Origin of the sequence: Pseudomonas sp. C9 (assembly GCF_002000165.1) — a bacterium.
Lineage (GTDB): Bacteria > Pseudomonadota > Gammaproteobacteria > Pseudomonadales > Pseudomonadaceae > Aquipseudomonas.
Genome location: NZ_MPAK01000001.1, coordinates 884,162 through 905,828, shown reverse-complemented (window position 1 = coordinate 905,828; position 21,667 = coordinate 884,162). Strand labels below are relative to the sequence as shown.

The following is a 21,667-nucleotide window of genomic DNA, read 5'->3' as shown; positions in this document are numbered from 1 at the left end:
TAGGAGAGCAGGATGAAATTCAGTGAACAATGGCTGCGTGGCTGGGTAAGCCCGCAGGTAAGTCGTGACGAGCTGGTTGCTCGTTTGTCGATGGCCGGTCTTGAGGTCGATAGCGTTACTCCGGCCGCCGGCGTATTCAGCGGCGTGATAGTGGGCGAGGTGCTGAGCACCGAACAGCACCCGGACGCCGACAAGCTGCGCGTTTGCCAGGTCAGCAATGGCACGGAGACTTTTCAGGTCGTATGCGGTGCGCCAAACGTGCGCCCGGGCCTGAAGATCCCGTTCGCCACCATCGGTGCCGAGCTGCCAGGCGACTTCAAGATCAAGAAAGCCAAGCTGCGTGGCGTTGAGTCCAACGGCATGCTGTGTTCGCAAGCCGAACTGCAAGTGGGCGAAGGCAACGATGGCCTGATGGAGCTGCCGGCCGATGCGCCGGTGGGCCAGGACATTCGTGAGTACCTGAACCTGGAAGATGCCAGCATCGAGGTCGACCTGACCCCGAACCGCGGTGACTGCCTGTCCCTGGCCGGTCTGGCCCGTGAAGTTGGCGCACTGTACGCCGCCCAGGTCACTCGCCCGGTTGTTGCTTCCGTTCCAGCCGTGCACGACGAAGTGCGTTCGGTTGAAGTGCTGGCTCCGGCGGCGTGCCCGCGTTATCTGGGGCGTGTGATCCGTAACGTCGATCTGTCCAAGCCTACACCGCTGTGGATGGTCGAGCGTCTGCGTCGTGCTGACGTGCGCAGTATCGACGCAGCCGTCGACATCACCAACTACGTGATGCTGGAGCTGGGTCAACCGCTGCACGCCTTCGATCTTGCCGAAATCAACGGTGGCATCCGCGTGCGGATGGCCGAAGAGGGCGAGAAGCTGGTACTGCTCGACGGTCAGGAAGTCACCCTGCGTAGCGATACGCTGGTGATTGCCGACCACACCCGCGCTCTGGCAATTGCTGGCGTCATGGGCGGAGAGCACAGCGGCGTCAACACCGCGACTACACGCGATATTTTCCTGGAGAGCGCATTCTTCGATCAGATTGCAGTCGCTGGCAAGGCTCGTTCCTACGGCCTGCACACTGACGCTTCGCACCGCTACGAGCGTGGCGTGGACTGGCAATTGGCCCGTGAAGCCATGGAGCGCGCTACTGGCCTGCTGCTGGAAATCACCGGTGGCGAAGCCGGCCCAATCATCGAAACCGTCAGCGAGCAACATCTGCCGAAGATCGCTCCGGTTACCTTGCGCGCGCAACGCATTACTCAAATGCTGGGCATGGAAATGGATTCGGCCGAAGTTGAGCGTCTGCTCAACGCTTTGGGCTTGTCCGTTTCGGCCGATGGGGCAGGGCAATGGCGCGTTGAAGTGCCAAGCCATCGCTTCGATATCAGCCTGGAAGTCGATTTGATCGAAGAGCTGGCCCGCCTGTACGGCTACAACCGTCTGCCGGTTCGTTACCCGCAAGCTCGCCTGGCGCCGCAAGCCAAAGCGGAAGCTCGTAGCGATTTGCCTGAACTGCGTCGTCTGCTGGTGGCGCGTGGTTATCAGGAAGCGATTACTTACAGCTTCATCGATCCGAAACAATTCGAACTGTTTAATCCGGGTGTGGAGCCGCTGCTGCTGGCCAACCCGATTTCCAACGACATGGCTGCCATGCGCTCGTCCTTGTGGCCGGGTCTGGTCAAGGCGCTTCAGCACAACCTGAACCGTCAACAGGACCGCGTCCGTCTGTTCGAAAGTGGCCTGCGTTTCGTCGGTCAACTGGAAGGCCTGAAGCAAGAGCCGATGTTGGCCGGTGTTGTATGTGGTAGCCGTCTGCCGGAAGGCTGGGCGCAGGGTCGCGATGTCGTGGACTTCTTCGACGTCAAGGCTGACGTGGAAGCGGTGCTTGGTTTTGCCGGCGCGTTGGATTCGTTCACTTTCGTGCCGGGTAAACACCCAGCGTTGCACCCGGGTCAAACCGCGCGCATCGAACGTGAAGGCCGTTTGGTAGGTTTTGTAGGTGCCATTCACCCTGAATTGTCGAAAACCCTCGGGCTCGATCGTCCAGTCTTCGTTTTTGAGCTGGTTCTGGCTGAAGTGGCGTTGGGCAAAATGCCTAAATTCAGCGAGTTGTCGCGCTTCCCTGAAGTACGACGTGATCTTGCGCTGATCGCCGAAAAAGACGTCGCAGCCAGCGCTGTTCTAGACGTAATCCGTGAAAATGCAGGCGAATGGCTGACAGACCTCAGGCTATTTGACGTGTATCAGGGTAAAGGCATTGATCCTGATAGAAAAAGCCTTGCAGTTGGCTTGACCTGGCAGCATCCATCGCGCACTCTTAATGACGATGAGGTGAATAACACTACGCAAAACATCCTCACCTCGCTCGAACAAAGGTTGAACGCCACGTTAAGGAAGTGACGTATGGGGGCTCTGACGAAAGCTGAGATGGCGGAACGTCTGTATGAAGAGCTGGGCCTGAATAAACGGGAGGCCAAGGAATTGGTCGAACTGTTTTTTGAAGAAATCAGGCACGCTCTTGAAGACAACGAACAAGTCAAATTGTCCGGTTTCGGAAATTTCGACCTTCGAGACAAACGCCAGCGGCCTGGCCGCAATCCGAAAACGGGTGAAGAAATCCCGATCACGGCTCGCCGTGTGGTCACCTTTCGTCCAGGGCAGAAGTTGAAGGCCCGAGTTGAGGCTTATGCTGGAACCAAGTCATAACGACGAGCTACCCGTCATCCCAGGCAAACGCTACTTCACCATCGGTGAAGTTAGCGAGCTGTGTGCGGTAAAACCGCACGTGCTGCGCTATTGGGAGCAGGAGTTTCCTCAACTCAACCCCGTCAAACGCCGCGGGAATCGCCGGTATTATCAGCGACAAGACGTGCTGATGATCCGGCAGATCCGCGCGCTCCTTTACGATCAAGGTTTCACCATCGGCGGCGCGCGTTTACGCTTGTCCGGCGATGAAGCCAAAGACGACACCACCCAATACAAGCAGATGATTCGACAGATGATTGCCGAGTTGGAAGACGTGTTGGTAGTACTCAAGAAATAATTTCCTGAGTTTGAATACTTCCAGTTTTCAAACGCTTGCGATATATTCTTGAGCGTCCCTCGAGAAGAGGGACGAGCTTCACGCCTAGTCGGGGCGTAGCGCAGTCCGGTAGCGCACTAGCATGGGGTGCTAGGGGTCGAGTGTTCGAATCACTCCGTCCCGACCATATTTACTGAGTAAAATCAGGCACTTGGGCCGATCAGAAAGATCGGCTTTTTTGTGTCTGCGCAAAACCCGCGCAAAACTGGCGCAAAACTACCCGGTGATTTCGCTGATATTCAGGTCCGGTATTGCTTCGGACCAGACGATTTCCTCGTGGTCCCGCTGGTAGTTTCTGGTCATGCCCTCGCTCGCATGGCCAGCAATTTTCTGACCATCCTTTCCGGCTTTCTTGTACAGGTGCAGCGACAGCGCTCGCACTTCGTGGAAGCCCGGCATCTCTTCTTCCTTCCATCCCGCGTAGCAGTTCGCAGCCTCCCTGGCCTCCTTGAATGCTCGCGTCAAATACCTTTCCTCAACCTTTGTCCAATGATCTTTGGTTTGCGCTTGTTTCTGTTTCCGGCGCTCGGGCTTCCGGTGCACCAGGTAGGGCGATACGACATCGTCGCGGCATCGGCTGATGACCGCCTGTAACTCCGGCGTTATCAGAAATCGTATCCATGCCGCGTCACTGGCCTTGGCCGTCTTCTTCTGCACCACGTACAGGTAACCCTCCCGACTGCCATCAAAACGCATATCAAGGATGTCTGTCCGGCGCTGGGCGGTGATCAACGCCAGGTCGATTGCGTTCTGCAGCCAGGCCGGCGACTTCTCCCGGATGGCTTTCAGTCCTTCAACCGTATGGCGTTTGCGCTGCTTCTTCTCGATCCGGTTGATGGTGCTGGCCGCCGGGTTGTCCGGGCACAGTCCTTTGGACGCTGCGTGATTGAAAATGTCGATCAGCAGCGCCCGGCACTGGTTCGCCGTGCGCGGGGTGAGCGCGTCCAGCATCTCCGCGACCATGCGAATGGTGATTTGATCGACGGCTTTTCCATCGAACTGCTTACGGAAACGTCGGAAGTGAACGGCGTAAAGGCCCAGCGTTCCTTTGGCCAGCTCGCGGGGCGGAAGGACGTCTCGTTCGTAGGTGTCGAGGAATCCGGCGAACGTTTCAGAGGCGTTGTTCATCACGGCGCCGACCAGGTCGGCACCACGCATGAACTCGAGATTCAACTGCTTCGCGGCATCAATCGCTTTGAGGCGGTCGGTGCCGAACGGAAACCACTTACCGTCGGTAGGCCGCCGGTAGCGGTATGTCGAGCGCCGCGCATCGTAGTACAGGTTCTGCGGAAGTCCCTTATTCGCAGGGTTACGCGGCCGTGGCACCATCATGCAGCTCCTTTCAATACCATTGCGACCAGGTCGTTGCCGTCCGAGCGCGAGAAGGCGGTCCAGTCAACGTACCAGAGTTTCCCGATCTGCTCGCCGGGGATCATGCCGTTGCGAATGTGGTTGCGAATTGCCTGAGGGCACTGCGGGGTCCCGTTCTCGCCCCAGCGACGGCGCTGAAACTCGCTGATCTTTATCAGTTCTTGCTTCATTTGCTAACCCTGACAGTAGATGGTTGGCTTTGACGACTGGGGAATGCCTCTCCTTCCCACCGTCCTGGTTTTCCGCGTATAGCTCCATGGTGCTCGTAAGGATGTGGTTTCTTGCTGGTGAAGAGTCTCTCGCAAGCAATAAACAAAGCCTTTTCCCCCTTAGTGGCTAGCAGCGCTTGCCCTGCCATCGAGCCAACCTGGATCCAACCCGACTTATCGCGGCCATAGTTTTCCGTCTTGAACAGCCGGTATCGGTTCCTATGCCCGGTATTGGGTGATGAGGTTTCAGTGTTCAGGTAAAAGTGAACGCCATCTTGGCGTGCCTGCAGGATTGTTTTAGCCATTGCGCACCTCTGCGCCAGGCACAGAGCGAAGGTTTAGCAATTTGATACCGCAGGCTTCTGCTAGCTTCTGGAGATCTCGCACCGTTGTCTGGTCGCGTTTCATTGCCATGCCCAGGTCTATAAGGCGCTGGCCGAACTCCGCGAATTCGCTTACTGGGCTCTGTGCTTGAGTACTCACTGCGTATCCTCTCGGGTTAATACTCGCCAACGACTCACTTTCTCCTGGGCGAGCAAAGGCCCGCCGCGCTGTTGGCGTTCGCAAAATTGGTGGAGGCTTAGGTTTGCCATTAGGCAAAGGAGAAGTGATGTAAAATTAGCAAGAGCTAAATCATGCGTCAATACAAAATGCTAAATAATATTTTGCTAATGTGTTGAGAGAGCGGCAGATGTGACAAGGTGTTGCTGGTTCTTGGCCCGCATATTTCACATTTGGCCACTGCTCCCACCTAAGTGTTTGTCGACAGGCATCATCGCGCCATCATACAATTTACATTTTAGATAATTCGTCGATGACGACGGGGCAGGCCGAGGAATTTCGCCTGGTTTGCTATGGGAAGGGAACAAGGAAGATGTTGGCGATGTCTAGCGTTTGTACCCATTATGGTTAATACTAACAAACGCCTGCCACCATCCAGGCCGCATCCGACCGATGCAGAGCGAAAAATTGCAGATGGACCATGCCACGAATTGGCGACCGTTCATGCCCTCATCCGAGAGAAAGGATACAAAGGCATTTACGTCGCTACAGAGGATGGATCTGGAGAAATGATTGACTATTGCATGGATGAGCAAGATTTGGCGGATCTGGTTATGTCTCTTCGAGACAGGCATTACAACGGGTCCGAGTGGTGCAAATTTTCACCGGCTAGCCCATGGTTCGAAGCAGATTCGTACCGAATTCGGAAAGCTGAGAAGCTTCCCTCAGAAAGAGATATTCGTCAATGTAGTTATTATTTGAAGTTTTCAATAAACAAACTAGGTTCGATGATACTATTTTTTTCAGTTCATAGAGATAAATTATGAACAATTTAGAGATTTGCCCAGTGTGCTGTGAAGGGCACCTGCATAGTTATTATTTCTCAAGAGAAATAAACTATAAAAATGTGACATGCAAAGCTGACGCATTTGAGTCATCTAAATGCAACGTCTGCGGATCGTCTGTTGCAACGCATGCGCAAACGAAACACAACAAACTTTTAAGTATAAACTTCCAGCGTGCGGTCGATGGTCTTCTAGCAACTCATGAAGTTTATAGAATTAGAAAAAAGCTAAAACTGTCACAGCGAATGGCGTCTGCAATTATTGGTGGTGGAGGAAACGCTTTCTCCAAATATGAATCAGGTGTAGTGAAACAATCAATTGCCGTTGATAATATGCTTAGGGTTCTTGATATAAAGCCTGCATTAATAGAAACATTGATGAAGGCCGACGAGCAGCGACGGGCACTGGCTTCTGTTCAGACGGAAATTTATATTCCTTCCACTGTTCCGCAAAAACCTGCTGATGGTCCATTATTCTCTTTTTTCAAAGAGGTTGTAGTGGCCGCCCAGACTGCATTTCTTCCAACGGTGGTGGAGCAGCCTGCGAATAATCCGATCAGCTCAAACGCTATTAATTTCGAATTTTGTGGCGGCAGGCCAGCATGAAAAAAAAACTACCCAACTACACGCTACTGATCGCAGAAGATGTCAGAGCAGAAATAAATGAACGGTTCTCGGTCATGGGGATTACGCATCAACCTATCTCCCTTGATTTAATCCCGGGACAGGATCATGCGATCCATACCTTGTCGGCCTACGGTGAGTTTGAAGGGCTTTCTGATTCAGAATCGGTAGAAATAAAAGTAATAGCTCCGAACGGCGAGCTTCTTACCGAGGGAGTTGTTCCAATCCCTAAGGATCAAAAAACAAAGCTTTTGGTGGTCGCCGGAAAATTTGTAAATGTGAAGTTCAAAAACACAGGCATGCATAACTTGAGCATGACCATTGATGGGTATGAATTTTCCAAGTCGTTCGAAATAATAATTAACTAACTGAAAGACATGATTCGCTTGCGATAAGTACTGATGTGGTTTAGCTAAAGCTGGCCGAACTTTGGCGTCGGTTCACTCTTTGTAATAGCAGGCTTATAAGCCCGGCCAAGCGCCGGGCTTTTTCATTCTAAACTCAACTTGTTTCCTGCTGCGGCTGGGTAGCTACTTTTTGTGCTTCGGCCCTTTTTTGTGCTTCAGCCACCTTTTTTTTCACCTCGGCTGTCTTATTTGCCTCTGCATAAAAATGGGACCACGCTAGACCACTAAATCCTAAGATCCCAGCAACCAAACTCCCGCAATCCTTGAGGGGTTGGTAGAGGCCCGCTATTTTCCATTCCTTGTCCGCCGTTAGAAGGCACCCATCAGGAACCAGGTGTCCTCCCCAATAAACGACCACGGCGAGCGCTAAAATAGCCGTGACTGCAGTACCTGTGCCCCAGACCCAAGCGCCAAATCGATTTAAAGTCATTGCCACGCACTCCGCATATTGATCAAACAATCAGCTATAGCAGTGGTTGAGGATTTCTCTCGTCATCGATGGATAGTGGCCCAGTTCTTGGCTATTCGTTTCCCCCTCCGCTTCTACGCCTCCACCATGAACTGGAGCGATAGCCATGCCGAACGATCCTTCCCCCGCACTGCTTTACCGCATGAATCCGACATCATGGCTCCCGGGTCTGGAATTGAGGTGATCGGTATCTGGATCGATCAGCGTGGTTCCACGAATACGTCTGACCGAGTCATCTCGCACCTACAAGTACCGAAGGCCAGCACTGATGCCATTATTGGATTGATGGCTGACTTGGTGGCCAGGTGCAAGCCGGAAGAAAAGGTGGAGCTGGAAGACGGACGACCATACTATGAATGCAACAAGGCCAATGCCTAGCCTAGATTTCGAAGGAGGCTGATCATGACACTACCCTCGCCGAAGGAGTTGGCGAACATGACATTGCCGTCGAAACTCTCAAAATTTCTGAAGGCTCTTGAGATTCAAAGGCCCGCAGATGTTGATAGTTGGGAGTGGCAACAGCTCGCACTTCTGTACAAGGTCATGAAGGACCTTGGAGAAGGACCGGAGTTTGAGCGCTTGGCAGAAAGATTGTTTGCTCATCTCAGTCACTATCAAAGGGTAATCCGAAACGGAGCAGTGCCTTTCGTATCTCTGGCTTTGACCAGGAAACAGCGTCGTGGAGCTAAGCGTCGCGGAACGTTTAAACCCGCAGTGACCTTCTCTGACTCACCGCAAGAAATTGCCAGAAAGAGAAATTCAACTCCAGCTATAGGACTTGGAATGGACAGCATCCTTCCACCGCCAAAAAAAATTCGAAGGGACCAAGTAACCTACGATGCGCAGACAGCTCCGCGCGAGGAGATCGATCGCCATCACGCGCTCTACGTTGCTGGTTGGTCGCTAGCTAAAGAAGAGCATTAACCGACTCTGATAGCGGGCCATTTTGCGTCTCAGTCGTTCACTCAAACTTCAGCGTTGATCTGGACTGTATGGGGGAGGGCAGCCGTGATCTCCTCCATCGTCGCTTTTTCTCGATCTATGTAAGCAGCCCCAGTACGTGTCATCGCGAACTGTTGTTCTCCAATCTCGACGATGTCCACCAAAGCAAGTAGCGAGATCAGGTCTGCCCCTTCAGCCCTATCAACCCTTGTCTCCAGCGCCCCGTCACCGTCATCCCACAAGCTAGCGAACTCTTCTGCCTCTTCTCGTGTGTTGAAAAGCTCCAGCAGTTCAGTTGACCAAGCTTTGCTGCGATCGCGATATGCAACCGTATCTGGGGATCCTTGGCTCCCGAGATAATAGGCATGCCTGTTTGCGAGTGCTTGAGAGTCTGGATGGTTCGGGCCGCGCCGGATTATCCAAGCGCCGTTAGGGCCCTTCTGGCTGATATGAGGAATGAGTACGTACTGCTTGATGGTTGGTTCATCTTCGAACGGGTAGTACGGCAAGGCAGGGCGCCCTAGGAGTAGAACAGTGGCCCCGCAGCTAAGCTTTGCTCGATAGCTATCTGAGGAGTTCCAGACTCCAAAGCGTTCGTGCTTTGTCATCAGTCGAATTATTGCGGGAATCAGTACCTGGGATTTCTTCCCCATCATGGAGGCAATCCGGAGAAGCTTTTTATCTCGGTGGCTGATTGCTTCTAGCAGTACCGGCTCAAGGTCGGCTGCAGTGAACTCAGCAAACTCCCACTCAAGCAGGCCTTCTTTCTCCTGGGCCGCTAGCTGCTGCAAGCGTTCGGGCTCCATGTAGAGCTGTTCCGGCCGTAATGCTATCGAGTCCGTCTCGCGCGCTGCGCGGCCGGCGCTAGAGACAGGCTGAATTGAATCGATCGCCGCTCTCCAGTCGCAGCCTGGCTCGGTCCAGATCGGAATTGGATTCAGGAATACTACGCCCGACGTGCTGCTCTCTGGCTTGCCAAAGTAATAGCTAACGTACGGAAGGGCGCCGAAGAATGTCTTCGTTATCGTCTGAGGCATAGGGTGGTGCCCCTCAACGAGTCGATACTCAATGACGAGATCCAGGTCGCCACACAACAGTGCGCCGCGGGCGTATGAGCCCACGACCCACAGTGAGGTGATCTCAACCCGGGACGTCGCTGCTTTATTGAAGAAGTCTTTGTGAGCGATGGTGCGGATGGATGCCTCGTCCAGCCTCTGGCAAATCCGCTCCAGCTTCTTGGTGAACGACTCGCGGGGATAGCGCTTTTCGAGTGCGGCCATGCTCTTATCTCTTCACGCGGAGTGAGGAGATTGACCGTATCACCCTGGGCAGCTAAACCACCATTAGCAACAGGTACAGATAGATTTACTTCATCTCAAATAAAGCCCGCACGGAGTGGGTCTCAAAGGAGTCTGAAGGGAGGACATGCTATTGACCCCAAGATTGACCGGCTCTGCCGCAGTTCCTAGCAATAGATAAGAAAATGTCGTTAGCGGAGTATTGCTTGGCTGTCCATGCATCGAGATTGGCTTGGATCACAGCCCGGCAATTTTTGGGGTAACCGGTTTCTCCATAGGTGGGCACTGCGTTAGGGTCGCCCGGCGCCGTGAACCTGCCGATGGCTATTCCAATTATAAGAATCAGAGCCAGATTCAAGAGTTTCATCTGCTCTCCTGCGCATTGTTTACTGCTGAGATGATCTCGAAATGTCGACTCTTCGCATCGTCCCAGGCATTCAGCGCGACCTGTTTAGCTGATGCCGTTTCGTGCGCTGCGTCCGCCACCTGGCTCTCCAGGTTAACGACAATGGCATCCAACGTGTCTATTTTGTCGTTCAGCTTGTGCAGTAGCTTTCGGATGGTTACGGCCTCGAAGAAAGCCGCGGCCGCAAAGATAAGAGCAATGAGGTAGCGATAATCAAAATCCATTTTTCTCGTCTCGCAGGCTGAGTGAAAAACAACAGGTCCGAATACGTATTGACCGTAGCATTTCGTGCGGCTAAATCACCATTAGCAACTGATACAGTTAGTAGTGGTCGTCTTAGCTATCTGCAGCGAGTAATACACATGAATCGAATTTATGGCTATGTCATCACTCATGACACTGGCTTTGCTCCAAATCCCTTCGGCGAGTTTTTAACGCTGGCCACTTGTATGCCTGTGATTCGACGTAACGCGAAAGCTGGGAGTTGGTTGGTGGGGACTGGATCAGCTGTCCACGGCCTTCGAGGAAAGCTCATATACGCTGCCAAGATCGATGAAGTGGTCTCGCTTGAGGACTACGGGCGAGATTCGCGCTTTTTGCCGAAGCAACCGTCACGAAACGGAGATGACGCTAATCGCCAAGGGGACAATATTTACTTCAAGGATGAGGAGGGTGATTGGTTTCAGCGAGAAAGTGATAATCATGACTGCTCTCACATGGATCATGATCTGAGTGGGAAAAATGTCCTTGTAGCTAAAAAATTCTGGTATTTCGGAAGCCAGGCTTGTGATCTCCCTGAAGATTTGCAACAGATTGTACAGAAGGGGCGGGGTTACAGGTGCACTGATTCCCCTGAGGTCATTGACCGGTTAGAAAAATGGTTATCGACATATCGACCGGGCATTGGTGCTGAGACATTAGTTTCAGGTTCGGGGTCGTGTGGCCCATGCTGAACACTGAATTATTTGCGCAGGTAAATTTTTTCGAGCGCTATAACCTGCGGCACCGAAACATAATTTCTTGAATATTCGTCGATTGTCGACCCTAGGTTGCACACCCTGTTGATGCGCAACCTAGGGGGATCAGCCAATGCCCCTTACGTCTTCTGTCCGAGAGACAAGGCATACTGAGGGCGGTATCAGCAGCGATACGCAAATAGCCTTGTCAGGATGTCTCGGCGATCAGTACCTGTGTCGCCCGATAAAAACTCAAAACTCATCAAATCTACAGGCCGCTGTGAGGCATCACGATCCATTTTTTTAAGGATGGAGCGAACTTTACTGGCATCCACGAGACTCCAAATGGCGAGTAGTGACCAGCGTGGATTCGGTGACAATGTTGTCAACGAGATCTCTGCGGACCATTTGGGCGGAAGTTCTTTCCAGCTCAATGCGGCATCAATTCCAGTGCATGGAATTTCAAAAAAATCTTGGAATAAGCGTACAGCATCTTTCCAGGCAGCTAGAAACATTGGTGCATGAATTTCTTGCATAACTAACTCATTTGCAATCAGAGCTGCGTGTTCTGCTGAGTTTGAATATGCCCTCCATGACCCTTCTGGAAAGGCTGCTTCTACAATCCACTTATTAGGGGCCGCTTCTACAGCGTCGCTTGTAGAGTAGGTTGGATTTAAAGAAATAATTTGCGGCCACATATTCACTAGCGATTTTGAGAAAAACTGTTTCGCTACGCGGAATCCTTGAATGCTATCAAGTAGTAGTTTTTCAATGTCCTCGGAATTGTAGATTTTATATTTTATGTCTTTGTTTATACGCAGTCGTTCGAGTTTTTGAAATAGCCCTTCTGATGCGATCGTAGAGTAGAACCCTACGAAAACATCACAGCCATGTTCTGCCAGCCTGTCGAGGATATCCTCTTCATCACCTCGCCCCACGGAGTTTCCCGAGTGAGCATAATGCTTGCAGCTGACCAGCCAGTGCTCATAACCACTATTGCTTTTTACTCTTACACAAATGTCGATGCCGCCATCAGCACCGCGGCCCGGGTCTTTGACGATATCGTGGCCGAGAACTGACTCGAAAAACTGTTTGCTGAATTTTTCAAACTGGTCAATGTCTCCACCACCATCTTTTGCTGACGCGATTTCTTTAAAATTGAATCTTGCCAAGGCTAGCGTCCTGTTTTGGTAATGTTGAACGATTTTTGGTTTTCTATGAGCAGTGCTTTGGCTTTTAGCTGTAGCTGGATGGTGGCTGAGCCCGACTGACTTTTAGATGTCTTAGCCACAGGGAGCAGCCGAAGAAACATTTTCAGCATATCGGCCTTCCCTTACGGACCTTTAGCCCAAGCGGGTATACGAAAGTGTTTTCCACCCGTTTGTTGGTCGCGTTGGAGGAGGCCGGGCGAGGGAGTTTTCCGCTATTTGCCTTCCCGGCTTTCGTGAACGCCTGCGAAGAATGAGAAGTTTTCGGAGCACGGTTCGATGAGGAGCAGACGGACCAAACGGGTGAGTCTTCCACACCACCCGCTTCAACCTCTGGCTACGGTTGAAGCGGAAATCGTTAGCTGAGAGTCAGTAGCGTCCCAGGCTGACAAATCGTTGCCCTGAACGTGCTCTGCTACCTATTACATTTTGCTAACTGGCGATAGACTTAATGCTATTGTGGCTGTTTCTTGAAAGAACGATGGATGATTTGTTGAGGGAGTGGCATGAGCGAGAATTTTGAAAAAGTTCGAGATTTATTTATTCAAGCAGCACAGGAGTTTACCGACGCCTCTGAAGATTATAACTTTTTGAGTGATGACTTGCTAAAAGTCCAAAATGAGGTTGTAGGGTTGCTTGCGATGATATCGGCCGTGGGTTTGTCGCGGAAGTTTAAATCGGAAAAGGAGCTTTTTGATCTGTCTTTAGATCTTGCTGGCGTTGTTCTCGCTCCATTGATTAAAGTGCAAGAGCATCTGGCTGATGCTTCAGTTAGACGCCCTGAAGCTTTGCAAGACTTTTCAGAATTTGTTTTTAGTATTGCGCAATTGTTTTTTATACCATCTCAAAATTTAAAGAGGCGTTATAGGTCGGAAAGTGCGGCATTCAATTCATCGCTCGCGGTTGTCAATGAGATAAAAGACGCAATTAGAGAAAGGGCGAGGACTATCGCGGATGAAAAATGGAAATCAGATGCACAAAAGAAGGAGTATCCCCGTCTGTCGGATATGGCTGTGTACGTTAGGACGCGGTTAGAAAGTGAGGGCTGGGCGGAGGATATGCCCAAAACTATCGAAACGATTAAAGGTTGGCTTAGGCCGATGGCTCCCGCTTACGCAAAGCAGCCTGGACGCTCACCTAAATCATCCTGAGCGTTACGCTCAAGGGGTTTTACGCTCGTGTAAACCCCCGTTACGGAACGTACACGATGTTTTATGTTGCGCTTTTATAGCGTCAAATGCTGGCTACTGGTGATCTAGTTAAGGTGTTAATAAACCTATGAGTCATTGCATCCACAAGTACGCGAAGGGTGCGGCATCGGGTCGGGCTAATTAAAGTAGAGGTCGATAAATAGGCGTAGTGCCCAAGCGGATCTAGCCGAACGTGGAAGTAAAGGCGCGGGTCGGCAGAAAATTGCTATGAGAGAGTCGCGTGCGCTCTGTTCCTTAGAGAAAGTTTTTCGTCAAGACTCTGACTCAAGGGGATCGTCGTCGTCATCGTTAAGAGTTTCGATTCGGTGAATAAGCCCGGGTTCTTCTTCTTCGATTGCCTGCCTGATATTGGGATCGTTGAGGTTGTTCTTGATGCCGTACATGGTGAGCTTTCGAATTAGCTCTTCGACCGTGATGCCAAAAACCTCAGACTGATCATGCAAAAACTGGTACTCCGCATCAGAAAACTCTATCTCTATCTCTTTAGTAGTCCTCTTCAATTCGGGTGCGAGATCGTAAGCGTCCATGCCCAGCACTCTAGCTAGTTTAAGAGCTCCGCCCAATCGAGGTTTTGATCTTCCCGCCTCATACCTAACGATCTGAGGAAGGCTTATTCCACTCTTGGATGCCAAGTCTTTTTGAGTAAGTCCTGCCTCAGATCTGGCCCATAGGAGTCGCTCCGAGAATGGCTTTGCATCAGTCATTGGTAGCCTTTTAGCCTGTCAATATACGTTTAAATATCACTATACCAGACTAGAAATGATCTCCTATGATCGCTATTGACAGGTGATCACAAGAGGTATCAAATGATCACAAACGATCACTGACAAAAAAATTGGAGATTGGCATGACGCAAGAGAAAAGGCCGCTGGTGATTCGTTTACCCGCCCATGTCAGAGACTGGTTGAGCGCGAAATCAGAGGAGAACGGGAGGTCAGCAAACGGGGAGGTGGTTTTCCGGCTAAGGAAAATGATGGAGCAGGAGCTAGTGCATGAAAAACAACAGGCATGAAAAAGCCCCAAGCGCGCCAACGCTTGAGGCCATGAAGCAGAACGTCAATCTTCTAGGAAAAACGTCATGGATAAGCATACCGCAGTAAACGAAAAACTCAATGCTGGCGCTATCTGTATGCCGGTAACGGTGGAGTTGTCGTTCACGATTTGCAACCCCGACCAGGAACACCTTCTTGCTGTCCGGCCAGGGATCTCAGTAATCGATGCCCTTGAGGAGGCGTCCTGCATTCTTAGTGAGTTGAAATCATCGCTTGAAGCAGCTGGTATGGGGGGCGATGGAATCACGCCTAATCAAGCTTGGCTCCTATTCCGGGCGGCTAATACGGCGAAAGTCATTGTCGACTCGGTACACGCAGGCTTGGAGCGCGCGCAATGAACCTCTCATTTGGCGAACATGCGCAGGCTCCTCGCGCAACGGCAAGCTTTCAAGTTGCTGAGAGCTCACCTCGTGCTGTAACCATGAGCAGCTCTGAGATCGCAGAGCTAACTGGGAAGCAGCATAAAAACGTGCTTCGTGACATCCGCGAGATGCTCGATGAGCTGGAAAAGGATGGCTCAGATTTGAGCCATGTCCAGGAGACCAAAGACACCCGGGGCTACACCGAAAACTTCCACTTGGATCGAGAGCTGACAGAGACGCTTCTGACCGGCTACAGCATCCCGCTTCGACGCAAGGTTGTTCGCCGCTTGCACGAACTCGAAGAGGCCAATGTGAAACCAGCCTTCGACTACGCAACTGCATTGAGCGACCCTCGCACACTTCTGGCGCTGCTCACCGAAAACGTGACGAAGGTCGTCGCATTGGAGGCGGACAACATTGAACTCTCGAAAGAGAACCACGAGCTGGAAGTGAGGGTTGAGCAAGACGCGCCAAAGGTGGCTTTCCACGACATGGTCGCTGTGTCGCATAAGACGTACAACGCAGCCCAGGCTGCGAAGATCATCGGCACCGGCCGCACTCGGTTGTTGCAGTTCATGCGCCAGAAGGGGTGGGTGACCAGGACTAACGAGCCATACCAGGCGAAGATTGAGGCAGGTTTGCTCGATGTGAAACTTGGCACCTTTGATCATCCAATCGACGGCACTGTTCCGACCTGCTCGACGCTGATCACTGGCAAGGGGCTGACCAAGCTTCAGGCTATGTGGCAGAGAAGGGAAGAGGACTTGCTGAAATAGTAGAGGAGAGAGCCCGGCCTAGTGCCGGGCTTTTGCTATCTGGGGTTCAAGGCTTTTCAGAGTGGGCTTTTTCGAGGAGGCCGGCGATGCCCTCCAGTAGTACAAGGTCCGACTCCTGAAGCTTACCCTTAGCCGCAGCTCTGGCCAGCTTATCGATAATGGCGATCGACTTGGGTGAAGCGGTCCCCAGCATGGCTTGGTATGCAGGGGACTGCTCGCGCACGACCTCAAAGCGACCGAACTCACCTTCGATGATATTGGACCCATGGCCACCCGGGTTAACCAATACACCAGGTGCCAAGCCGATCTTTTGCTCAAGGTTGAGCGCAGCCTTCTCGCCCAGGCCTCGATGTCCATTGAGGATCTGGGACAAATAGGACGCGTCCAGATCGTGCTGGTCGGCGAAGTCTTTCTGGCTGAGTGGGCCGATGACACGCCGCAGCGCTTCGACCCGAAGAGTTTTCATATCCATAGGCGAATAGTGACCTTGCGTTAGCAAACAGTAAATTATGAATTGCTATTGCTATGTAAATTAGCAAAGAGTAATCTTGAGCTCTTTCGGAGGTCACCATGAAGCTACTTGAACACATCCGCTCCTTGGAGCCGGCCCAACTGGATGCTCTAGCCGAGCGAAGTGGCACCAGCGTCGGCAACCTCAAACAGATTGCCTACGGGTATCGCCTGGCTGGTCCTGGGCTCGCCATCAATCTTGATCGCGAGTCGGGGAGGGCGGTGACGTGTGAAGAACTGCGTCCTGATATCGACTGGGCTTATCTGCGTAATTCATCCACCAGCTCCGAGCAATCTGCCGCCTGATCCGATGAGCAAAGTTTCGCTCATCGGTACGACGTGCTGCCACGACAACCGCCAAGAGGTTTCCCGAATGGAACAAGTACATCGCGCAATTCATGAGGCAGTGCTTGATGCGGGGCCAAAGCAGTTGGCTCACCTGATGGGCATGAGCCACACCGCGCTGCTCAACCGCAGCAATCCAAATGACGACTCGCATCGGCTGAACCTGGAGCAGTTCCTACAGATTCTGGTGCACAGCAAAAACCCAGAACCATTGCAGTTACTGGCGAGCGCCTTGGGATACGAGTTGGTGCCTCAAGTGAAGCCTGAAGGGGTCAGCCTGATTCAAGCGCTGGTTCACCTGGCGGCCGAGTCCGGGGATGTGTCCCGCGCCGTTCATGACGCCATAGCGGATGGTCATGTTTCGCAGATTGAGAAGGCGGGCATCCAGAAAGAAATCGGCCATGTGCGGCAGAGCTTGCTGGTGCTTGAAGAATCGGTGAAGGCGGCGTGAAAACGTCAGCCAGGACAGGACTTGCATTATTTCAAACGGGTGGATGATGAAATTCACCCGGTGCAGAAAGCAACAAACCCGGCGGGAACCGGGCTTATCAAATTGTCCTGTGCAACCAGGACAACACATCTCGTAGAGGTATTTATCATGGCACACGCAATCGGTAGTGAACAAGCTCGTTTGAATTTGGCCCCTCGGGGTATGCCGCAAATGCTTCGCGATCCGGCCAAAGAACTGGGCTTCGATATCGGCTGCATTGGCTACTGCGTACAAGGCACTCATCGTGAGCGCGGCATTAAGCGTTTCATGACTTATGAAATGGGCCTCGCAGACGCGAAGCGCGCGTTACAGCTCCTTAAATCGGAGGTGCCAGAGGCCGAATTGTCACTTTCAGCAAAAGGTTTTTCCAGTCGGGAAGTACCTGAGTTCGAAAGAAAAGCCGCGGTGATGCATGCAATCGTCAAGGCTTCGAAATACGAAGCGCGGCCCGGGAGATTTATCTTGGAGGCGATTGGTTGGCATGGCGAAGCTGCGAAGGCCGCTGCTAAACCGAGTTGGATGTTGGTTTGGAGTGCTGACCAATGACTAGCGATGTCGTCGAAATACTCGATGCAACGACGGTCATTGACGAGGCTTACAGGGAGCATGTCATGCGGCTCGATGGTGATGCGCCATCAACAGCGCAACTGCCGGCTTGGGAGGCGCTTCAATGATAACTCTCCCCGTGGCACACATTGAGCCGTCCACAGCCTGCAAAATCGCCGGACCTTGGCCCACCTATGCCAGCTTCCGCCATCTCCCTGAGCGCGAGCGCTGGGTGCTCTACGGCAGTGCCAAGGCCTATCGGCAGGCTCTGGAGGAGCAGGGGTTCGTCATGGCTGAATCCTACGACGCTTTCATCAAGCGTGTGACAGACGAGATGGAGCTCTGACCTATGAGCATGGAATTGATGGTCAAGGCCATGAAAACGAAGGTAGGAAATCCTCTGCGCAAACTGGTGCTGATCAAGCTTGCGGACAACGCCAATGACCAAGGTGAGTGCTGGCCGTCCTATCAGCACATTGCCGACCAATGTGAGATCGGCCGTTCTACGGTGAAACTGCATATCCGCGAACTGGAAAAGGCCGGCTTTCTCCGTCGTGAGTTTCGCCGGAAAGGTGAGTTGAATCAGTCGAACGTATTTCACTTGTCGCTTGATGGTGGGGCGGCATCTGACCTAGGGGGTGGGGCAGGAGATAACCCACCTGGGGCAGGAGATAACCCAGGGGGTGGGGCAGCAGCTGCCCCCAGAACCAGTCACCCTTATGAACCAGTCAATGAACCTAAACCTATGGTCACTCCGGACCTGTTGGTAGGGTTTGAGCAATTTTGGAAGTTGTACCCGAAAAAGAAGGGGCGCAAGGACGCTGCCAAAGCTTGGGCGAAGCTGAAGCCGAACGACGAGCTACACCAGACTCTGATCACCGCCCTGGGCAGTCACTGCATTTCCGAGGACTGGACCAAGGACGACGGACGGTACATCCCGAACGCCGCCACCTGGCTGAACGGTGAGCGGTGGCACGACGTACTTAAGCCGGCCGGTGTCAGCTCAAGCTCGGCCTTTCACGGCCTGCCAAACCATACGCAAGAGATGTATCCGGAGGTGAAGAGTGGCGCAAATTTCTAATTTTTGCAGATCGCCTCGAGTCCGCTTCTTTGACCTCGAATGTCCGTTGCATGGCTCGGTGAGCAGTTCCGAGATTGAGCAATTCGACGGCTCTGTGATGACTCGTGGTTGCAAGCATTGCCACTGGGAGGCTTTGCACACAACTCCGAAGTCCGCGGAGGCTCACATCCTGGCGAAGGGTAGGAAGAAGGCTGAAGACCTGAACAGGCTGCTCGTAGGCTCTGGTATCTCCCCACGTTTCAGCGGGTGCACATTCGACACCTACAGGACCGTCGAAGGGGGCGCGGCTATGGCCAAGGCTCTGGATGCCTGCAAGGGTTATGTTGGCCAATTTACCGATAACTACGCTGCCGGCCGCTCACTTGTCCTTTCCGGCAACGTCGGTAACGGCAAAACCCATCTTGCGTGCGCGATGGTCCAGGCGGTCATCCGTGAGCACGGGGCTCAAGCAGTAATCGCCACAGCAGCTGAGATCATCCGCGTCTTCAAGGGAGCCATGGATCGAAGCGCCGAGTATTCGGACAGAAATGTCCTCGACGAACTGGCGAGCTTCGACTTGCTGGTGATTGATGAGGTCGGTGCTCAAAGTGGCAGCGCGTATGAGCTTGGCGTTCTTCACGAGGTGATCGATCGGCGCTACCAACTCGTCCTGCCGACGGTATTAGTTTCCAATCTTGTAACCGCGGATCTCGCTCGTTACATCGGGGATCGCGCGTTGGATCGCTTACGGCAAGCGGGTGGGCAAGCTATCGGTTTCAACTGGGCATCTGCACGAGGTGCAGTATGAGCCGCGAACTGTTCAGCATCGAGGCGGAGCACGGCGTCCTAGGTGCAATCATGTTGGACCCGACGCTGTTCGACGAAATTACGAGCAAGGTAAAAAGCTCGGACTTTCATGACCTGGAGAACGCCGCGCTGTACCAGGCGATTGTCGATTGCCAAGCAACGGGGGATCCCATCGACGCGGTAACCGTTGGACTGTTTCGTCCTCGGTTGCCAAGCGGTGATAGCACGCTGGCATTCGCCGTCGAGATCGCCAAAAACATCCCTAGTGCAGCCAACTGGAAGGCTTACGCGCGTCACGTTCGGGAACGCGCCGTATTGCGCCAGGTTGTCCAGGCTGCCGACGTGATCAGAGAGCAAGTCGGTGAGGACAGGTCGGTGGCTGAGATCATCGCGTTGGCTCAGCAGGCGACTGCAGATCTACGCGACCTTGATGACGACCACCCGAAGTACCACCGCCTGGATCACGTCATGGGTCTGGCCGCTGAAGGCGTCAATGACAAACATCTTGGTCTGAGATCGGATTGGCCTTCGACCGGGCTCCAAAAGCTTGACGAGTTGATACAGGGGATTCGCCCGAAGAAGGTGACCATCATCGCCGGCCTTCCCGGTAGTGGGAAAACCACCCTGGCGCTGCAAATTGCGCAACACAACGCCTGCGTTGCGAAGTTGCCGTGGTTGGTGTTCTCGATCGAAATGCCGGGTGAAGAGTTGGGAGTGCGTGCTATCGCGTCCCTTGGCGGTGTGGACCTGCGGCGGCTCGACAATCCGGAGAAGATGCAGGATGACGACTGGGCTCGAATGGTCGGAGCTGTAGCCAAGGCGCACGGAGCCCCGCTGTTCATTTGTGATGATCCGCATCAAACCCCGGCGAGCATTCGATCAACCGCAAGGCAATGTCAGCGTGAACATGGCTTGGCCGGAATCATGGTCGACTATCTCGGTTTGGTTCAGTCGGAGCGAAGAGGGCGGACGCGCAGCGAGGAAGTCGGCGCAATCAGCAAGGCGATCCTCCGCCTGGCGAAAGAACTCAACGTTCCTGTCATCGAGCTTTCACAGCTGAACCGTGACTCCACAAAGCGTGTGGGCAAAAGGCCTCAGGCGAGCGATCTGCGCGACTCTGGCGAGATCGAGGCTGATGCCAGTTGCATCATCCTGGTTCACCGGGATATGGACAGCGAGGAGGGCCAGAACGGCGTAACCGAGTTGATCATGCCCAAATGCCGACACGCGAAGGTCGGAAGCTGCCTTGTCCAGCAGCAAGGGGAATATGGGCGCTTCGTCGACTTCTGCGGCAATTCGAATCCATCCGATGAGGAGGTCGAAATGAATCGTCCCTTCGTCAGCAAGTACAGGGGGAAAGCACAATGAACGATCAAAGCGCTGCACCGCTCCCGCGTAAAAGCATGAGTGAACTGGAGCGGATGTTTTTGACAGTCGCCGGTGAAGAATTTGCCAAGATCAAGATCGGCGGCGCTGCAGCTTTGGCGTGTCTGCTGGACATGGTTGCCAGCTGGCACGGGAGCCGAGCAGAGATCGGGTTCCACGACTTCGGCCAGCGTTGGTTGATTGAGGGTAATGCGAAGAGCAAACCTGCCGATCGTTTGCTGCGCGACCTGTTCGGTTTGAGTGATCCAGATCCGAGGAAGGCCGCATGAAAAAGCGAACGTACATCGGTAAAGCTTTGGGGGATACCGAGTGGATGCTGGAGCAGTGGGGCTATTGGCGGATGGACGGCATGGGGGTGCCTCGCTACGTTTCCCCGCTCTATGCCTTGATGCGCGACAACACACAGTGCCATGGAGGAGTGAAGGAATATTCAGTGACCGATGATCTGGCGTTGGTGCTGGATGGGGCAGTTGCTCGACTGACGAAGCGGGATCAGCAGATGGGAAATTTTATCTGGCTTTACTTCGGTGCTAAATGGCCGGCATTGCGCATCGCAAGGGAACACGGCATAGGTGAGGCGAAGTCGCGGGAGGTCATTAAGGCCGGAGTCGCCTGGATTGACTCCGCTCTGGAGACGATTCGTGAGGCAGCGTAAAAAGTTCTTTCCTCGCGGATAACGAACTGCTTTCATGGCACGGTGTTCAGCTGTTTCAGCGCGACACCACAGACAGAGCCCGACCACCGAGTCGGGCTTTTTTGTGGGCGGTTGATGTGGTGGTACTCTCGGTGCGCGATCAGGGAAAAGGTCCTT

30 protein-coding genes and 1 tRNA gene are annotated in these 21,667 nt (G+C 53.1%); 23 read left to right on the top strand and 8 right to left on the bottom strand.

The window, feature by feature from the left end:
- Positions 1–12 precede the first annotated feature (12 nt).
- The 4 genes from pheT to BMS17_RS04285 all read left to right on the top strand — a co-directional run bounded on the left by pheT (position 13) and on the right by BMS17_RS04285 (position 3,203).
- Positions 13–2,394, top strand: a complete 2,382-nt coding sequence (gene pheT, locus BMS17_RS04300; protein WP_077430508.1) for a phenylalanine--tRNA ligase subunit beta — start codon at positions 13–15, stop codon at positions 2,392–2,394.
- A 3-nt stretch (positions 2,395–2,397) separates the two neighbouring features.
- Positions 2,398–2,700, top strand: a complete 303-nt coding sequence (ihfA, locus tag BMS17_RS04295; RefSeq protein WP_002553164.1) for an integration host factor subunit alpha — start codon at positions 2,398–2,400, stop codon at positions 2,698–2,700.
- Positions 2,681–3,037, top strand: coding sequence for a MerR family transcriptional regulator (locus BMS17_RS04290; RefSeq protein WP_003179985.1), 357 nt, complete (start codon positions 2,681–2,683; stop codon positions 3,035–3,037). Before ihfA ends, BMS17_RS04290 begins: the two co-directional genes overlap by 20 nt.
- A gap of 89 nt (positions 3,038–3,126) precedes the next feature.
- A tRNA-Pro gene (locus BMS17_RS04285) sits at positions 3,127–3,203 on the top strand.
- 89 nt (positions 3,204–3,292) lie between these two features.
- Here BMS17_RS04285 and BMS17_RS04280 read toward each other — a convergent pair.
- Both BMS17_RS04280 and BMS17_RS04275 read right to left on the bottom strand, forming a co-directional pair.
- Positions 3,293–4,405 carry a phage integrase Arm DNA-binding domain-containing protein gene (locus BMS17_RS04280; protein ID WP_077430507.1) on the bottom strand — a complete coding sequence of 371 codons (1,113 nt, stop codon included), beginning with the start codon at positions 4,403–4,405 and terminating at the stop codon, positions 3,293–3,295.
- On the bottom strand, positions 4,405–4,617 hold the full coding sequence (locus BMS17_RS04275) for a hypothetical protein (RefSeq protein ID WP_077430506.1): 213 nt from the start codon (positions 4,615–4,617) through the stop codon (positions 4,405–4,407). Before BMS17_RS04275 ends, BMS17_RS04280 begins: the two co-directional genes overlap by 1 nt.
- A 1,363-nt stretch (positions 4,618–5,980) precedes the next feature.
- On the opposite strand from BMS17_RS04275, the gene BMS17_RS04260 reads away from it, so the two are divergent.
- Both BMS17_RS04260 and BMS17_RS04255 read left to right on the top strand, forming a co-directional pair.
- Complete coding sequence (locus BMS17_RS04260; RefSeq protein WP_077430503.1) at positions 5,981–6,607, top strand: type II toxin-antitoxin system MqsA family antitoxin; 627 nt, start codon at positions 5,981–5,983, stop codon at positions 6,605–6,607.
- Complete coding sequence (locus BMS17_RS04255) at positions 6,604–6,993, top strand: hypothetical protein (protein WP_077430502.1); 390 nt, start codon at positions 6,604–6,606, stop codon at positions 6,991–6,993. Before BMS17_RS04260 ends, BMS17_RS04255 begins: the two co-directional genes overlap by 4 nt.
- A 133-nt stretch (positions 6,994–7,126) precedes the next feature.
- Here the strand turns inward: BMS17_RS04255 and BMS17_RS04250 are convergent, their stop codons facing one another.
- Complete coding sequence (locus tag BMS17_RS04250) at positions 7,127–7,462, bottom strand: hypothetical protein (RefSeq protein WP_077430501.1); 336 nt, start codon at positions 7,460–7,462, stop codon at positions 7,127–7,129.
- Between the two features lie 75 nt (positions 7,463–7,537).
- Between BMS17_RS04250 and BMS17_RS04245 the strand changes: the two genes are divergently transcribed.
- Entirely contained in the window at positions 7,538–7,879 is a 342-nt protein-coding gene (locus tag BMS17_RS04245; RefSeq protein ID WP_256577138.1) for a hypothetical protein, read from the top strand.
- Between the two features lie 24 nt (positions 7,880–7,903).
- Entirely contained in the window at positions 7,904–8,425 is a 522-nt protein-coding gene (locus BMS17_RS04240) for a hypothetical protein (protein ID WP_077430500.1), read from the top strand.
- Between the two features lie 41 nt (positions 8,426–8,466).
- Here BMS17_RS04240 and BMS17_RS04235 read toward each other — a convergent pair whose 3' ends face one another.
- Complete coding sequence (locus BMS17_RS04235) at positions 8,467–9,723, bottom strand: hypothetical protein (protein ID WP_077430499.1); 1,257 nt, start codon at positions 9,721–9,723, stop codon at positions 8,467–8,469.
- Between the two features lie 381 nt (positions 9,724–10,104).
- Entirely contained in the window at positions 10,105–10,371 is a 267-nt protein-coding gene (locus BMS17_RS04225; protein WP_077430497.1) for a hypothetical protein, read from the bottom strand.
- A 138-nt stretch (positions 10,372–10,509) separates the two neighbouring features.
- On the opposite strand from BMS17_RS04225, the gene BMS17_RS29615 reads away from it, so the two are divergent.
- Complete coding sequence (locus tag BMS17_RS29615; protein ID WP_139348066.1) at positions 10,510–11,100, top strand: hypothetical protein; 591 nt, start codon at positions 10,510–10,512, stop codon at positions 11,098–11,100.
- 185 nt (positions 11,101–11,285) lie between these two features.
- On the opposite strand, the gene BMS17_RS04220 is transcribed toward BMS17_RS29615, so the two are convergent.
- Complete coding sequence (locus BMS17_RS04220; protein ID WP_175648951.1) at positions 11,286–12,275, bottom strand: restriction endonuclease; 990 nt, start codon at positions 12,273–12,275, stop codon at positions 11,286–11,288.
- 542 nt (positions 12,276–12,817) lie between these two features.
- On the opposite strand from BMS17_RS04220, the gene BMS17_RS04215 reads away from it, so the two are divergent.
- The gene (locus tag BMS17_RS04215) at positions 12,818–13,462 is read left to right on the top strand and encodes a hypothetical protein (RefSeq protein WP_077430495.1); all 645 of its coding nucleotides are present in this window, start codon (positions 12,818–12,820) and stop codon (positions 13,460–13,462) included.
- A 311-nt stretch (positions 13,463–13,773) separates the two neighbouring features.
- On the opposite strand, the gene BMS17_RS04210 is transcribed toward BMS17_RS04215, so the two are convergent.
- Positions 13,774–14,226, bottom strand: coding sequence for a helix-turn-helix transcriptional regulator (locus BMS17_RS04210; protein WP_077430494.1), 453 nt, complete (start codon positions 14,224–14,226; stop codon positions 13,774–13,776).
- Positions 14,227–14,369: 143 nt separating this feature from the next.
- On the opposite strand from BMS17_RS04210, the gene BMS17_RS04205 reads away from it, so the two are divergent.
- From BMS17_RS04205 to BMS17_RS04195, 3 genes are all read left to right on the top strand, one after another.
- Positions 14,370–14,534 carry an Arc family DNA-binding protein gene (locus BMS17_RS04205; protein ID WP_077430493.1) on the top strand — a complete coding sequence of 55 codons (165 nt, stop codon included), beginning with the start codon at positions 14,370–14,372 and terminating at the stop codon, positions 14,532–14,534.
- Between the two features lie 66 nt (positions 14,535–14,600).
- A complete protein-coding gene (locus BMS17_RS04200; RefSeq protein ID WP_256577137.1) occupies positions 14,601–14,912 on the top strand; it encodes a DUF3077 domain-containing protein in 312 nt (103 codons plus the stop codon).
- Positions 14,909–15,712: a phage regulatory protein/antirepressor Ant gene (locus BMS17_RS04195; protein WP_077430492.1), complete on the top strand. Its 804-nt coding sequence runs from the start codon at positions 14,909–14,911 to the stop codon at positions 15,710–15,712. Before BMS17_RS04200 ends, BMS17_RS04195 begins: the two co-directional genes overlap by 4 nt.
- A gap of 46 nt (positions 15,713–15,758) precedes the next feature.
- Here the strand turns inward: BMS17_RS04195 and BMS17_RS04190 are convergent, their stop codons facing one another.
- On the bottom strand, positions 15,759–16,184 hold the full coding sequence (locus BMS17_RS04190; protein ID WP_077430491.1) for a hypothetical protein: 426 nt from the start codon (positions 16,182–16,184) through the stop codon (positions 15,759–15,761).
- Positions 16,185–16,282: 98 nt separating this feature from the next.
- Here BMS17_RS04190 and BMS17_RS04185 point away from each other — a divergent pair, with 98 nt between their 5' ends.
- The 10 genes from BMS17_RS04185 (at position 16,283) to BMS17_RS04145 (ending at position 21,511) form a co-directional block, all read left to right on the top strand.
- Positions 16,283–16,528 (top strand): YdaS family helix-turn-helix protein, encoded by a 246-nt coding sequence (locus BMS17_RS04185; protein ID WP_077430490.1) that lies wholly within the window; start codon positions 16,283–16,285, stop codon positions 16,526–16,528.
- Positions 16,529–16,595: 67 nt separating this feature from the next.
- A complete protein-coding gene (locus BMS17_RS04180) occupies positions 16,596–17,018 on the top strand; it encodes a phage regulatory CII family protein (protein ID WP_077430489.1) in 423 nt (140 codons plus the stop codon).
- Positions 17,019–17,039: 21 nt separating this feature from the next.
- Positions 17,040–17,603 carry a hypothetical protein gene (locus BMS17_RS04175; protein ID WP_077430488.1) on the top strand — a complete coding sequence of 188 codons (564 nt, stop codon included), beginning with the start codon at positions 17,040–17,042 and terminating at the stop codon, positions 17,601–17,603.
- The gene (locus tag BMS17_RS30585) at positions 17,600–17,731 is read left to right on the top strand and encodes a hypothetical protein (protein ID WP_256577136.1); all 132 of its coding nucleotides are present in this window, start codon (positions 17,600–17,602) and stop codon (positions 17,729–17,731) included. Before BMS17_RS04175 ends, BMS17_RS30585 begins: the two co-directional genes overlap by 4 nt.
- Entirely contained in the window at positions 17,728–17,949 is a 222-nt protein-coding gene (locus BMS17_RS04170) for a hypothetical protein (RefSeq protein WP_077430487.1), read from the top strand. The genes BMS17_RS30585 and BMS17_RS04170 overlap by 4 nt, the downstream gene beginning before the upstream one ends.
- Positions 17,950–17,952: 3 nt before the next feature.
- The gene (locus BMS17_RS04165) at positions 17,953–18,684 is read left to right on the top strand and encodes a helix-turn-helix domain-containing protein (RefSeq protein WP_077430486.1); all 732 of its coding nucleotides are present in this window, start codon (positions 17,953–17,955) and stop codon (positions 18,682–18,684) included.
- A gap of 289 nt (positions 18,685–18,973) precedes the next feature.
- Positions 18,974–19,471 carry an ATP-binding protein gene (locus tag BMS17_RS04160; RefSeq protein WP_256577135.1) on the top strand — a complete coding sequence of 166 codons (498 nt, stop codon included), beginning with the start codon at positions 18,974–18,976 and terminating at the stop codon, positions 19,469–19,471.
- Positions 19,468–20,838 carry a DnaB-like helicase C-terminal domain-containing protein gene (locus BMS17_RS04155; RefSeq protein ID WP_077430484.1) on the top strand — a complete coding sequence of 457 codons (1,371 nt, stop codon included), beginning with the start codon at positions 19,468–19,470 and terminating at the stop codon, positions 20,836–20,838. Before BMS17_RS04160 ends, BMS17_RS04155 begins: the two co-directional genes overlap by 4 nt.
- Positions 20,835–21,125, top strand: coding sequence for a hypothetical protein (locus BMS17_RS04150; RefSeq protein WP_077430483.1), 291 nt, complete (start codon positions 20,835–20,837; stop codon positions 21,123–21,125). The genes BMS17_RS04155 and BMS17_RS04150 overlap by 4 nt, the downstream gene beginning before the upstream one ends.
- The gene (locus BMS17_RS04145; RefSeq protein WP_077430482.1) at positions 21,122–21,511 is read left to right on the top strand and encodes an antiterminator Q family protein; all 390 of its coding nucleotides are present in this window, start codon (positions 21,122–21,124) and stop codon (positions 21,509–21,511) included. Before BMS17_RS04150 ends, BMS17_RS04145 begins: the two co-directional genes overlap by 4 nt.
- Positions 21,512–21,667: the final 156 nt, after the last annotated feature.